The organism is Marinifilum sp. D714 (assembly GCF_030851345.1).
GTDB lineage: Bacteria > Bacteroidota > Bacteroidia > Bacteroidales > Marinifilaceae > Marinifilum.
Window position 1 is genome coordinate 65,385 of sequence record NZ_JALPNU010000011.1, and the last position, 14,550, is coordinate 79,934.

Sequence of the window (14,550 nt, forward strand, 5' to 3'; positions counted from 1 at the left end):
AGGATTTTTATTACTTTCTAATCTACTTTTATTGAACCATTTCACTTCACAACCGTAATACCACTATAAATCACCATGCACATTCATTGTAATTCAGTACAATAGGGTTAAGAAATGTTAAAGGTGATAGATTTCCAATGGGATTAGCTATATTTGTTATTACCTACTAATAAAATTATACTGCTAAGTGATTAGTGTTTGATAGGGAAATCTCCGCAAGGGTTAATTAAAAATATCAATTAAAACAGAAATATATGAAGCTTCGAGGAAAAAGAGGAGCCATTTGGATGCTGGCTATTCTACTGTTTTGTAGTGCAGCATTTTTCGGGTTCAGCAGGGACGAGAGAAATTTTGAAATCAGTAAAAACCTGAATATCTACTACACCATGTTCAGAGAATTGAACTTGTTTTACGTAGATGAAATTGATCCGGGTGACTTGGTAAAAAAGAGTATGGATGCCATGCTAAAAACTCTCGATCCATATACCACATACATATCAGAATCAGATATTGAAGATTTTAAATTGATGACAACTGGTGAGTATGCTGGAATTGGAGCTTTAATCAGTAAACACAAAGATGAAGTCATTATTGCAGAGCCTTACGAAGGATTTCCTGCATATAAAGCTGGTTTAAAAGCTGGGGATGTAATGCTTGAAATCAATGGAACATCCACCAAAGATAAAAGTACCGATGATGTGAGCAATCTGTTAAAAGGCCAGCCTAACGTTCCGCTTACCATTAAAATTAAACGCCCAGGAGTAAAGAAAACCTTGGAGAAAAAGTTGGTTCGTGAAAAAATTCAGCTAAAATCGGTTCCTTATTATGGCATGATTACCGACTCTATCGGATACATTCACCTTAACCAATTCACCAACAAATCGGCAGGTGAGGTAAAAAATGCATTGAAAGAATTAAAGGAACAAAATGCAAAATCGATTATACTTGACTTAAGAGGAAACCCAGGAGGTTTGCTTGATCAGGCCATTGAAATTACCAACCTTTTTGTGAACAAAGGTGAAGATATTGTTAGTACCAAAGGGAAAGTTTCTAAATGGGACAAAAGCTACAAAGCAACAAAGTCGCCTGTTGATTCAGAAATTCCTATCGCTGTATTGGTAAACAGAGGATCGGCTTCGGCATCAGAAATTGTTTCTGGAGCAATTCAGGATCTTGACAGAGGTGTTGTGATCGGGAATAGAACATTTGGAAAGGGATTGGTTCAAACTACGAGAAATCTTACTTATAACACCAAATTAAAGGTAACTACAGCCAAGTATTACATTCCTAGTGGAAGATGTATTCAGGCTTTGGATTACAGCAACAGAAACGAAGATGGTAGCGTTGGTAAGATTGCTGATTCATTGATTACTGAATATCACACTAAAAATGGTCGAAAGGTTTACGATGGTGGGGGTATTCTTCCTGATGTAAAAATAGATCCTGATACCTATAGTATTTTAAGTGTAAATATGATACGTGATTTCATGTTCTTTGATTTTGCTACGTTATATGCTAACAGCAACGAAAGCATTGCTTCAGCCAAAGAATTTGAAGTCAGCGATGAGCTTTTTACTGAATTTGTGAAGTTTGTAAAGGAAAGTAAAGATTTCTCTTACAAATCGGAAAGTACTGAGATCCTAAAAGCACTAAAGAAATCGGCCAAAGAAGAAAAGAACTTTGATATTTCGACTGATGAATTTGCTGCTTTAGAGGCTAAATTAGCTCCTAATTTAGATCGAGACATGCAACGCTTCAAAGATGAATTAAAAGAGCTCCTGGCTCATGAAATAGTGAAGAGATACCATTATCAAAAAGGAGGCATAGAATTCAGCCTACGAGATGATAAGACTTTACTTCGCGCCATTGAAGTTCTTAAAAGCAATGATGAATACGCAGGTATTTTAAATGGCAGCATTGGATTGCATGCAATTAATAAGTAAAAAATAGATAAGGCAAAGGATAAGATAATTGCCTGAAGCTAATAAAATTGATATTTAAAAATCTCATTCTTTCTTTAGAAGGAATGAGATTTTTGTTTGTTAAGCTTCTTAATCAATACAGACACTTAAGCAATAAAGATTTCAAGATTAGTTTTAATATTTACTCGATTGAGATGAATACTTTTTTATTTGTAAATGCTCCATATTTTTCCCTGCCAGAATTTTAGAGCCTATGATTTCAAAACCTAAGTTTAAATACAATCTTTTTGCTTTTGGATTATCATTATCTACCAACAAACCAATTGGTACCTGTTTTTTACAAACATATTCCTCAATCAAAAATTGAAGTAATTTAGTACCTAAACCTTTACCTTGCCAATCAGGATTTACTCCAATACAGTCAATATAAAACTCTCCATTTTGTGTTTCATCCTCTGGATTGAATTCCCTGTTAAACATCACCTTAATTTGATCAGCAACGGGTTTTCTAAGATCATATAAACTCCCTCCATCGTAAATATTGGCTACTGCAACAATTTGCTTGTTTTCTTCTACTATCCAACAATTCTCATAAGAATATTGATTTGCTTCTTTTCTAACCAGGCATTCTATAAGTTGAATTGCCTTTTCGAATGAATTTTCACCAATAAACCCATAAACAATATCCTCCATTGCCAACATCATATACGATGCAATTACTCCGGAATCTTCTGCCCTCGCTTTTCTAATTCTCATATTATTAGATTCCAACCTTTAATGTGCTTCCAGCCAATTCTCTCCTACTCCCATATCAACGGTAAGAGGTACCGAAAGCTGTACGGCATTTTCCATTTCTTCACGAAGGATTACCTTCATTTGTTCCAATTCCGATTTTAGGCAATCAAAGTTCAATTCATCATGTACTTGAATAATCATTTTCGATTTCATTCCCTCCTTTTTCATACGCTTGTCGATGTTGATCATGGCAATTTTGATTACATCGGCAGCCGATCCCTGGATTGGCGCATTAATGGCATTTCTTTCGGCCACTCCACGCACAATAGCATTGCTCGAATTGATATCCTTTAAATATCTTCTACGTCCCATCAAGGTCTCTACATATTCATCCTCACGTGCTTTCTCGATACTGGCATCCATAAAAGCTTTTACCTCAGGATAAGATTCAAAATAGCCATCTTTAAGCTCTTTTCCTTCTTTTCTCGAGATGTCCAATCTTTCGGCCAATCCCCAAGCTGAAATACCGTAAATGATACCAAAATTGGCAGTTTTCGCACGAGATCTCATGTCTTTGCTAACCTCCTCAATTGGTAGCTTATAAATTTTTGCTGCTGTTGCCTGATGGAAATCTGCTGCGTGATTGAAAGCATCAATCATGTTCTTATCCTTACTCATATGTGCCATCAAACGCAATTCTACCTGCGAATAATCGGCAGAAAGGAATATGTGCTGATCCGATGAAGGAACAAATGCCTTACGGATGTATCTTCCCTGTTCTGTTCGAATTGGAATGTTCTGCAGGTTTGGATTGGTAGAACTCAATCTTCCCGTTGCGGCTTCAGCCTGATTGAATGATGTATGAATTTTCCCAGATGCCTGGTTGATATAGGTTGGTAAGGCTTCCACATAGGTCGAAATCAATTTCTTCAGCGATCTGAAATCCAATATTTTTTGGATGATTTCGTGCTTGCCCTTGAGTTTGGCCAGTACAGCTTCGGAAGTTGAATACTGTCCTGATTTGGTTTTCTTGGCTTTGCTGTCCAATTCCATTTTTTCGAACAAGACCTCTCCCAACTGTTTTGGTGAAGCTACATTGAATTCAACACCTGCCATTTCTTTAATTTCGGCTTCTATCCCATTAACCTCTTCGTTTAGCACTTTTGCATAATCATTCAAGGTTGGAACATCAAGCGACACGCCATTGAATTCCATATCAGCCAGAATGCTCATAAGAGGCATTTCTACCTCATTAAACAACTTGATTAGGCCATTGTCCTCCATTTGCTTTTCAAGCTCTGATTTAAGCTCTAAACATAGTACAACTTCTTCGCAATACTGATCGTGTTTTATAGGTTCAGGTTCCATCATCAAACTCAGTTGAGCCTTTTTGCCTTTCCCCTTCACCTCTTCCTGAATTACATTGTAGTTCAATACTGAATTGGCAACAAATGAGAATTCGTGTTTCAATTCCGGTTGAATCAGGTAATGCGCAATCATGGTATCGAAAATTGGAGCCTTCACTTCACAGCCCAACCAACGAAGTGCTAAAATGTCTTTTTTGCAATCGTGACCAATTTTGATGATATTCTCATCTTCGAGAATGTATTTGAATTCCTGGGCCACTTTTTTGGCTTCTTCCAAATTTTCCGGAAATGGAACAAAAAAAGACTTGTCACTCTTAAATGAGAAGCACAGTCCTCTCAATTTTGAGGTGTTTGGATCAGAATCAGACAAAATTGTTCTAAAAGCAAATTCTTTTTGAACACATAATTCTGCTTTCAAATCAGATCTTACTTGCTCATTATCAAGAATAAAAAACTTAGAATTTAGTGATTTTACATCTCTGAGAATCATTTCTTTTTCTCCTGTCGAAATACTATCCGTAGATTTCTCAGTCTGAGAGACAAAAAGATCAGTTTGGTTTTTAAATACTCTTTCAGCAATTGTAAAAAATTCCAATTCCTGAAAAACAGCTCTTAACTTGGCTTCATCGAAATCTATCAATTTAAATTTCTCTTCATCAAAATCTATAGGAGCATTCAATGCAATTTTTGCCAACTCTTTCGAAAATCGAACCTGCTCTTCAGAAGCCACAATTTTTTCTTTCTGCTTTCCTTTTAACTGATCGGTGTTCTCATAGAGTCCATCTATTGATTTATACAATCCAATCAATTTTTGTGCAGTCTTTGGTCCAATACCTGGACAGCCTGGAATATTATCGGCAGAGTCTCCCATTAATCCCAAATAATCAATAATTTGATCTGCTGTTTCAACTCCAAAGTTTTCACGAACTTCCGGCAATCCCCAAACTTCCACTTCTTTTCCAGATCGTTTCGGTTTGTACATGAAAATATTTTCACTCACCAACTGGGCATAATCCTTATCGGGTGTCATCATGTAAACTGTATAGCCTTTCTTTTCAGCTTTTTTTGCAAGTGTTCCAATAACATCATCTGCTTCAAAACCTTCCACATCCAATTCTGGAATATTAAAACCTTGAATAATGCTTTTAATGTAAGGAATCGATTTGCGAAGATCCTCAGGCATAGGAGGTCGCTGAGCTTTGTACTCTTTGAACATCTCATGTCGAAAGGTTGGTCCAACAGGATCAAATACAACCGCAATGTGCGATGGTTTTTCTTTCTCCAAAACTTCAAGTAGAGTATTGGTAAATCCAAGCATGGCAGAAGAATTAATGCCTGTTGAAGTAAATCTTGGATTCTTGATAAATGCGTAATACGATCTGTATATCAAGGCAAAAGCATCTAATAAGAATAGCTTTTTGCCAGAGTTGCTAGCTGATGAGTGCATAAAAAATATATGTATTAAATGTATCCAAACAAAAGTACAAGATAATACTGCTATCGCAATTATCAATGAGTAATTATTAATGAATAATTACAGGATGTATTGCAAACTAATAGCAATAAAAAAGCCCGAATATATCATTCGGGCTCATCCTATATTTTTAAGATATTATTCATTATCAGAAGCATACCACTCTGCAAATGAAGTTGCTGTTTCGTGCAGTTTTAATGAATGAAGCTCCACTCTTTCAGGTAGTCTTGCTTTTATTCTTTCTGCAAAATCCGCAATCATATTTTCACAGGTTGGTTGATAATCCATTACAAAAAATCGATCGAACATTTGTGGGATATTTAATTGATCGATATTTGGCGTATCCTTGCTAAGAACCAATGCATGATCCAACTGATCAACAACCTCCTCTGATACAATCCCCTTCAGTTCTCCAAAATCCATTACCATTCCTAATTTAGGATTTGTTTTATCGGTTATTGGTTCTCCAATTACCGTAACAAATAAAATATAAGAATGACCATGAATGTTTTTACACAATCCATCATAGTTCCATAGGGCATGTGCCATTTCAAATCGGAACTCTTTTGTTAATCTAATCTTTGCCATTGTTTATATAATAAAAAAACCGGTTTTATCCGGTTTTAATTCTTTATCCATGTGTGCAATTGCTGATACAGTCAACAATATTACTCAAACTACAGTGTTTTAAGAAATAATAAGTGTTTTTTCCCTCACGCTTTGATGAAAGAACACCTTTATCCTTTAAAATTCCCAAATGATGAGAAGTTGTAGATTGTTCTATTTTTAGTAATTCATGAATTTCAGTCACCGTCAGTTTCTTACCGTCTTCCAGATAACCCAAAATCGCAATTCTCATTGGATGGGCGATTGCTTTTAGCATATTCGCCGCCTGCTCCAGTTTTTCAGGTTCTAATTCTTTAATTTTCATACACTAAGATTAATCACGTAAATTATCAAATGCAAATATATAAATATATTCGTGAATGAAAGGCATAATCATATCGAAATATTTAAATTTCTCGTTTTGTATATAATTTATTTGTAGTCTTAATAAAAACGAGATATTTGTATCTGAAAATTTAGATCCAGCAAGGCTTCCATGAGAAGTTTAAATTATTAACTTTGGTTTCTATGAGTTTGAAAAAAAGCAGTATTAGTATTATTAAAGCTCCTATTGAGAAGGAAATGAAACAGTTCGATTCTTACTTTAAGGAATCGATGAAAAGTAAGGTTCGCTTGTTAGATATTATTAATAATTATATTATTAAACGTAAAGGTAAGGAAGTAAGACCTATTCTTACTTTTCTTAGTGCCAAACTAATAGGTGATATTCAAGAATCGACTTACGTTGCTGCTGCATTAACTCAATTACTACATACTGCAACACTTATTCATGATGATGTTGTTGACGAAGCCTACGAAAGACGAGGTTTTTTCTCTATTAATGCACTTTGGAAATCAAAAGCCGCAGTTTTGGTAGGTGATTTTTTGCTTTCAAAAGGCTTGCTAGTTGCACTGGAAAATAAGGAATACGATCAGTTACAAGTTGTTTCGGATGCTGTTAGAGAAATGAGTGAAGGGGAACTTCTACAACTGGAAAAATCACGTAAGCTTGATATTACAGAAGATGTTTATTTTGATATCATTTACAAAAAAACAGCAAGTTTAATTGCCTCTTGTACTCAACTTGGAGCTTTATCGGTTGGAGCAACAAAAGATCAACAAGAAAAATTAAAGAGATTTGGAGAATGCCTGGGAGTTGCCTTCCAAATGAAGGATGATTTATTCGATTACGAAAAACAGGGTAATATTGGCAAGCCAACAGGTAATGATATTAAAGAAAAGAAGCTCACTCTCCCATTGATATATGTTCTTAGAAATGTTTCTGATAAGGAACGAAAATGGGCTCTTAAAATCATTAGAAAGCACAACAAGAATTCTGAGAAAGTGAATGAATTAATTCAGTTTGTGAAGGAAAAAGGTGGTATTGACTACACACGAGACAAAATGCTGGAATACAAACAGAAATCATTAGAAATATTGTCTAATTTTCCTGAATCTGAAGCCAATACATCTTTGAAAGAGCTGGTAGAATACACCATCTCGAGAACAAAATAATTAATTAGCTTTAGGCAAACTAAAAGTGAATGTACTGCCTACAGCTACTTCACTTTGCACTGTAATGCTTCCTCCATTTTTTTCTATAAACTCTTTACAAAGTATAAGCCCTAAGCCTGTACCTGACTCTTCTTTGGTTCCCAATCGGGTATAATTGGTATCAATTCTGAATAATTTTTGCTGATTTTCAGGACTAATGCCTATTCCACTATCCTGAACACTACAAATTACTTGATTCTTATCCTCTGTAATTTGAATTTTTACACTTCCATCTGTTTCGGTAAACTTTAATGCATTAGAAACCAAATTTCGAATTACGGTTTCAAGCATATATTTATCAGACAAAACATTGGCTTTCGGATTACCATCTACTTCAATGGAAATATTTTTACTCTCGGCTACTGCCCTATGAAGAAGTAAATTTGAATCAAAAAGATCTCGAAGCTGAATGCTCTCAGGTTTTAATTTAATTGCTCCTGTTTGTGCTCTTGACCATTCCAAAAGGTTTTTCAAAAGATTGTATTCCTGTTTCACCGAAGAATCAATTAATTCAATCATTTCAGAAAGCTGTTCTCTTTTCATATCAATATGATTCTCCTTTAAAATATGCACGATTGGTAACATCGCGTTAAAAGGATTTTTTAAATCATGAGCGATAATTGAAAAGAATTTATCTTTTGTTTTTACAGCTTCTTCCAATGCCCTTTCGTTCAATTTACGAGCGGTAATGTCTCTGGCAACTGCTAAAATAGTTTCAGTTTGACCTTCTTCGTCAAACTCTGGAATTAACTGCCAATCAAAATATTTGTCTTCTCCATCGACCTGAATTGAAAACTCAACAGCTTTTAACTTTGAACTTTGAAAAACCTTATTCATCTCTTCCTCCCAAAACTTACACATGTGTTCTGGAAAACCAAGTTCATCGTGCGTTTTTCCAATAAACTCCTCAGGTTCAATGTTCAAAAGTGTTTTCGTAGCAGAATTAACAAACAAATGTTTGTAGTTTTTGTCGAATCGCATAATCAGATCCGGAGCATTCTCGACTAAAGTTCTGAATCGCTTTTCACTTATTTTTAAATCTTCTTCTGCTTTTTTACGTTTCTCTAAATTTCGAAGAGAAACGAAAAATAGCCTTTGCCCTTGTAAAGGGATAAGCGTTGCACTTATTTCAACTGGTATTCTTTCTCCTGATTTACGAATCAATTCAGTTTCAAATAGCAAATGATCTTTCTCTTTCATATGCTCTTGGCGACTACCAAATTTCATGGAAAAACGAGGATCATCAATGTCAATTACCGATAATCCTTTAAACTCCTCCACGCTATATCCTAATAAAACAGGTAATTTGGATCCAAAATCCAAAATATTACCATTGGAGTCATGAATTAAAAATGCATCTCCAGCAGATTCAAAAATATTTTTGAAAAACTCTTCTCTTTGTCCTACTTTATCTACAAGTTGATAATAACCACTAATATCCTTACTCTCAATAACCAATCGTTCAACTCCACCCTCTTCATTTAAAATTGGGCTGACCGATTTTTCCTCAAATTTAATGGCATTATTAAGATCGTATGATTTTAAAAAGCGACTTACTTTTCTTGAATTTATAACCTCTTTAACAGTACATTCTTTACATTCTTTATCTAAATCGTAAAAAGCTTTATAGCACTTATTACCTATTATTTCGTTTCTCTTTTGGGAAAGTTGTTTTAAACGATTTTGATTCACTTCCACAATAGTAAAATCAGTATCAATTACAGATAAATATTCTTGAGTTTGGCTTTTGGCATTTCTTAATAAATGTTTTACCAAACCAGATTTTGCTCCAAATGATTGTTTAACAGCTTTTAACTCAGCTTCAAGTTCTTTTATTCTTAATAACAGATGTTCTGAGGATTCTTTGTACATCGAGTTAAAATTAACAGCAGGGTGATTTATATTATCAATATTTTTTCTGAAGTTAAACGTTTTTTTACATTAAACGAAAAAAGTCGGAAAAAATTTCCGACTCTTATATAAAATTATATTCACAATTTTAAAAATATGTGATTGTCTTTTCCTCTCCTGTTTCCAATTTATGAATCTCGGTAAGAAGATTGTTTGCCAAACTTGATGCACCAATTCTTAGGTACTCATTGTTCAACCACTTCTCTCCCAAGTTTCTATTAGAAATTGAGTAAAATTCAATGGCATCTTTCGCTGTTGAAATTCCCCCTGCAGGCTTAAATCCAACCATTCTGCCAGTTTTCTCATAATATTCAGCAATTGCTTGAGTCATGATATGAGCAGCTTCTAAAGTTGCATTAACAGGAACTTTACCTGTTGATGTTTTAATAAAATCTGCACCAGCTTCCATTGCTAATATCGAAGCAGTTCTAATATTCGTTGCTGTTTTTAACTCGCCAGTTTCTAGAATCACTTTCAAATGTCCTTTTCCACAAGCTTCTTTTTGAGCTACAATCTCATCGAATACTGTTTGATAATCACCAGCAAGGAATGCTCCAATCGAAATAACAATATCAATTTCGTCGGCTCCTTTTTCAACAGCCATTTTACATTCTAATGCCTTAACTTCAATGTATGATTGAGAAGATGGGAAAACACCGGCCACAGAAGCAATATTTACTCCTTCTGCTTTTAAGTTTTCATTTAATGTTGGCACCTGGTATGGATATACACAGATGGCAGCAACATTTGGCATGTCAAAATCATTCCGGAAGTTATTTACATTATCAGCAAAACTTTTGGCTCTTTCGTGTGTATCTGTAGAATTTAAAGTTGTTAAATCGATTAACGAAAAGTTCTTCTTTAAATTCTCTACACTGTACAATGAATCATAATCAGAAGCAATAATCTCTTTAACTTGATTTGCTACTTCTTGATCGTTCAATTCCAAATTGTACGTTTTCAAGATCTCTAAAATGTTTTTCTTCATTTTTTGACGTTTCAAAAATGTAATTAATTAAATTTTAACCGGTTGCGAATACATTCGCTGATTTTTCCATTTCGTACTTTTCAGTACTCTTCGTAAAGCCACAAAACTATATAAAAAAACAGTTCTTTGTGTCTGATTTTGATCTTATTTAATTAATCCGTAGAAAGTTTCGTGTTTTCTTTGTGCCGATTCGCATCTCGATTTGTTTTCTTATCGAGATTTTTAATCAATGCTTCGTTCAAATCAACACCAGTTTGATTGGCCAAACAAATCAACACCCAAAGCACATCGGCCATTTCATCTGCCAGATCAATTTCCTTATCTTTTTCTTTGAACGATTGCTCACCATATTTCCTAGAAATGATTCTGGCAACCTCGCCTACTTCCTCAGTAAGAATAGCCATATTGGTAAGCTCATTAAAATAGCGAACACCGTACTCCTTAATCCAGTTGTCCACTCTTTTTTGGGCTTCTTTAATCGTTAAATTATCCATCTATTCTTTGTTTTTAGTATCTATTAAAATCGTAACTGGTCCATCGTTCACCAAAGCAACTTCCATATGAGCACCAAATTTTCCTGTCTCTACATTTGCTCCTGATTCATTTTTTAATTTATCCACAAAGTACTCATATAGAGGAACTGAAATATCAGGTTTAGCAGCTGCTATGTATGATGGTCTGTTCCCTTTCTTGGTCTTGGCATGTAAGGTAAATTGACTAACTGTTAATATGTTGCCTTTTACATCAAGTAATGATTTGTTCATTACACCATCTTCATCATCAAAAATTCTGAGATTACAAATCTTTTTACTCAACCAATCTGCATCTTCTTTCTTATCATCAATTTCAATTCCAACCAAAATCATCAGGCCTTCATCAATTTTACCAACAACTTTGTTCTCAACTGTTACAGATGCTTTACTTACTCGCTGTATTACAACACGCATAACTAAATATTTATTAAGATGTTATTATCTATTTTTGATTTTAAAGATAAGTTTCTCTGAGTAAGATTCATTGATGAAATCGATACCATGTTCAAAAAAAACAACTTATTAAAATTGAGTCTAAATTAAGACATTTCACAAAATATTAATCATATTTGTGTTAGCAAAACAAAATCTAAATCATGAATTATTTCATTAGCAATTCAAACGATCCATATTACAATCTTGCCTGCGAAGAATATCTTCTTAAAAACTATGATGAAGATTTCTTTTTCTTATATATTAATCAAGACTCCTTGGTGGTGGGAAAACATCAGAACACACTTGCAGAGGTTAATCTTGATAGAGTGAATGAAGAAAATATTCCTGTAGTTCGTCGTTTATCTGGAGGTGGAACCGTTTATCATGATTTCGGAAATTTAAACTATTGCCTGATTAAAAAAGGTGAAAAAGGAAAGTTGGTCGATTTTAAAGGCTACAGTTCTCCTATTATCAAAGCACTGCAAAAACTTGGTGTAAATGCAAAATTCGAAGGAAAAAGTGATTTAACGATCGATGGGAAAAAATTTTCTGGCAATGCATCACATGTATACAAGAACAAAGTTATGCAGCATGGCACAATGCTTTTTTCAAGCGATTTAAAGCGTTTAAACCAACTATTGAAGGTAAATCCATTGAAGTTCAAAGATAGAGGTGTAAGATCTATTAGAAGCCGTGTAACCAATATCTCTGACTATCTTTCCTCTTCGCTTTCCATTTCTGATTTTGCAAATAAGGTGATTCATGAATTTGCTCTAACCTATCCAAATTCCAAACTATTTACTTTTTCAGATGAAGACATTGCTACCATTGAAAATTTAAAAACAGCTAAATTCGAAAGTTGGGAATGGAACTATGGATATTCCCCGAATTACAAGTTCGAAAAAATTTGTAATTACCCTTCAGGTAAAATTCTAGAAATCGAAATGCAAATTGAAAAAGGAATCATTACAAAACTTGACATTTCAGGTAATTGTATCAAACCAAAAAATTTTGATTGTTTTTTAGAAAACATTAAAGGTGAAAATCATATTAACTCATTGATTTACAAAAAACTTAATGATATTAATTTAGATTTATACTTTAATAAAATAAGCTCCAAACAACTATACCAGTTATTTTTCTAAATACTTCTATTCTTGTAAATGTCTATAAAGGAGTAAATTACAATCTATAATTCTATTTAGATAAAACATTCTAATTAAAGTATTTCCAAACACTTAAGGCTTTTGAATTCCCAATTTCTTCTGAAATTTCATTTAATGTTGCCTTCTTCACATTTTCAACAGACTTAAACCTTTGGATTAACTTTTGAACAGTCTTTGGACCGATTCCATCAATTTTATCCAATTCGGAACCAATGAATGCCTTCGAACGTTTTTGCCTATGGAATGTAATAGCAAATCGATGCGATTCATTCCTTAAATGTTGAATGATTTTTAATGTCTCTGAATTCTTATCTAGGTATAATGGATAAGGATCACCAGGGAAATAAATCTCTTCTAATTTCTTTGCAATACCTATTACAGAAATTTTACCTCGTAAATCTAATTTACCCAAACTATTTAGAGCTGCACCCAATTGCCCTTTTCCCCCATCAATAACTATTAACTGAGGTAATGTCTGATTTTCATCCAGCAATCTTTTGTATCTACGATAAATGATTTCTTCCATCGAGGCAAAATCATTAGCACCAACAACTGTTTTAATATTAAAATGTCGATAATCCTTTTTGTAAGGCCTGCCGTTTCGAAATACAACACAAGAAGCAACTGGGTTTGTTCCTTGTATATTGGAGTTATCGAAACATTCAATGTGAATCGGTTGATCTTTCAGTCTCAAATCGTTTTTCATTCTTTCCATTATTCGATCTGAATTTGATTGTTTTCTCGACTTTTCCCCCTGTTTTAACTTCTCGAGACGGTAATATTTGACATTGCGTAAAGATAAGTCCAGTAATTTTCGTTTGTCACCGCGTTGAGGAACCAAGCATTTTACCCCAGTATAAGGCAAATCTATTTCGAATGGCACCAATATCTCCTTGGCTGTGCTATATATCTTTTGTCGAATTTCAGTAATCGCCAGAAGTAATAAATCCTCTTTACTCTCCTCTATTTTCTTTTTTAACTCAATTGTGTGTGCTTGAATAATTGCTCCATTTACCACTTTTAAGAAGTTAACGTAGGCAGATTCTTCATCCTCTAAAATAGAATAGACATCAACATTATTAATAGATGGATTTACAATAGTAGATTTGCTTTGATATTTATCTAAAAGTTCAAGTTTTTCTTTAATAGTATGTGCCTCTTCGAACTTATACTCCATTGCTAACTCATTCATCTTATCTTTAAGATGGGAAGTAACCATTCTAATATTTCCTTTGAGAATATTCCTTATCGCTTGAATCGTTTCGTTGTATTCTTCCTGATTGATTTTACCTTCACATGGAGCCTTACAATTGCCAATATGATATTCCAAACAAACTTTAAATTTTCCATTCAAAATCCCTTCCGAATTCAAGCTTAAATTACATGTTCGAAGTTTGTACAAAGATCGAATCATATCCATAAGGGTTCTCACCATTTTCACACTCGTATATGGTCCGAAGTATTCAGATCCATCTTTCACAAGATTTCTCGTAACAAACACTCGTGGAAAATTCTCTTTTTTTATACAAATCCAAGGAAAAGACTTATCATCTTTCAACAATACATTATACCTAGGTTGATGCTTTTTAATAAGGTTATTTTCTAAAAGCAATGCATCCTCTTCAGAGTTTACAACAATGTGTCGTATCTCAAAAATTTTTCGGACCATGATATTGGTTTTAGCATTATCATGTACCTTATTAAAATAAGAGGCTACTCTTCGTTTTAATCTCTTGGCCTTCCCTACATATATAATGGTATTATTCTCATCGAAGAATTGATACACTCCTGGTTCTTCAGGTAAAGCTGAAATCAGAGATTTTAAATGGTCAATGTTTTTGTTTTTAATCATCAAATCA

Annotated in this window: 12 protein-coding genes; 3 read left to right on the forward strand and 9 right to left on the reverse strand. The window is 33.9% G+C overall.

Annotation, left to right across the window (positions count from 1 at the left end; all coding sequences use genetic code 11):
- Nucleotides 1-254: 254 nt before the first annotated feature.
- A complete protein-coding gene (locus M0051_RS11780; protein ID WP_306741729.1) occupies nt 255-1,943 on the forward strand; it encodes a S41 family peptidase in 1,689 nt (562 codons plus the stop codon).
- A gap of 153 nt (nt 1,944-2,096) precedes the next feature.
- Here M0051_RS11780 and M0051_RS11785 read toward each other — a convergent pair whose 3' ends face one another.
- The 4 genes from M0051_RS11785 to M0051_RS11800 form a co-directional block, all read right to left on the reverse strand.
- A complete protein-coding gene (locus M0051_RS11785) occupies nt 2,097-2,678 on the reverse strand; it encodes an N-acetyltransferase (protein ID WP_306741730.1) in 582 nt (193 codons plus the stop codon).
- An 18-nt stretch (nt 2,679-2,696) separates the two neighbouring features.
- The gene (polA, locus tag M0051_RS11790) at nt 2,697-5,471 is read right to left on the reverse strand and encodes a DNA polymerase I (RefSeq protein ID WP_306741731.1); all 2,775 of its coding nucleotides are present in this window, start codon (nt 5,469-5,471) and stop codon (nt 2,697-2,699) included.
- A 165-nt stretch (nt 5,472-5,636) separates the two neighbouring features.
- Nucleotides 5,637-6,086 carry a 6-carboxytetrahydropterin synthase gene (locus tag M0051_RS11795; protein ID WP_306741732.1) on the reverse strand — a complete coding sequence of 150 codons (450 nt, stop codon included), beginning with the start codon at nt 6,084-6,086 and terminating at the stop codon, nt 5,637-5,639.
- Nucleotides 6,087-6,129: 43 nt separating this feature from the next.
- Nucleotides 6,130-6,429 carry a helix-turn-helix transcriptional regulator gene (locus M0051_RS11800; protein ID WP_120238039.1) on the reverse strand — a complete coding sequence of 100 codons (300 nt, stop codon included), beginning with the start codon at nt 6,427-6,429 and terminating at the stop codon, nt 6,130-6,132.
- Between the two features lie 203 nt (nt 6,430-6,632).
- Between M0051_RS11800 and M0051_RS11805 the strand changes: the two genes are divergently transcribed.
- On the forward strand, nt 6,633-7,619 hold the full coding sequence (locus M0051_RS11805; RefSeq protein WP_306741733.1) for a polyprenyl synthetase family protein: 987 nt from the start codon (nt 6,633-6,635) through the stop codon (nt 7,617-7,619).
- On the opposite strand, the gene M0051_RS11810 is transcribed toward M0051_RS11805, so the two are convergent.
- From M0051_RS11810 to dtd, 4 genes are all read right to left on the reverse strand, one after another.
- Nucleotides 7,620-9,530 (reverse strand): PAS domain-containing sensor histidine kinase, encoded by a 1,911-nt coding sequence (locus M0051_RS11810; protein ID WP_306741734.1) that lies wholly within the window; start codon nt 9,528-9,530, stop codon nt 7,620-7,622.
- A 127-nt stretch (nt 9,531-9,657) separates the two neighbouring features.
- Nucleotides 9,658-10,557 carry a deoxyribose-phosphate aldolase gene (gene deoC / locus M0051_RS11815; protein WP_306741735.1) on the reverse strand — a complete coding sequence of 300 codons (900 nt, stop codon included), beginning with the start codon at nt 10,555-10,557 and terminating at the stop codon, nt 9,658-9,660.
- Nucleotides 10,558-10,709: 152 nt separating this feature from the next.
- Entirely contained in the window at nt 10,710-11,051 is a 342-nt protein-coding gene (locus M0051_RS11820) for a nucleotide pyrophosphohydrolase (RefSeq protein WP_306741736.1), read from the reverse strand.
- Nucleotides 11,052-11,504: a D-aminoacyl-tRNA deacylase gene (dtd, locus tag M0051_RS11825; protein ID WP_306741737.1), complete on the reverse strand. Its 453-nt coding sequence runs from the start codon at nt 11,502-11,504 to the stop codon at nt 11,052-11,054.
- A gap of 182 nt (nt 11,505-11,686) precedes the next feature.
- Here dtd and M0051_RS11830 point away from each other — a divergent pair, with 182 nt between their 5' ends.
- Nucleotides 11,687-12,670: a lipoate--protein ligase gene (locus M0051_RS11830; protein WP_306741738.1), complete on the forward strand. Its 984-nt coding sequence runs from the start codon at nt 11,687-11,689 to the stop codon at nt 12,668-12,670.
- A gap of 70 nt (nt 12,671-12,740) precedes the next feature.
- On the opposite strand, the gene uvrC is transcribed toward M0051_RS11830, so the two are convergent.
- Nucleotides 12,741-14,543: an excinuclease ABC subunit UvrC gene (uvrC, locus tag M0051_RS11835; RefSeq protein ID WP_306741739.1), complete on the reverse strand. Its 1,803-nt coding sequence runs from the start codon at nt 14,541-14,543 to the stop codon at nt 12,741-12,743.
- Nucleotides 14,544-14,550: the final 7 nt, after the last annotated feature.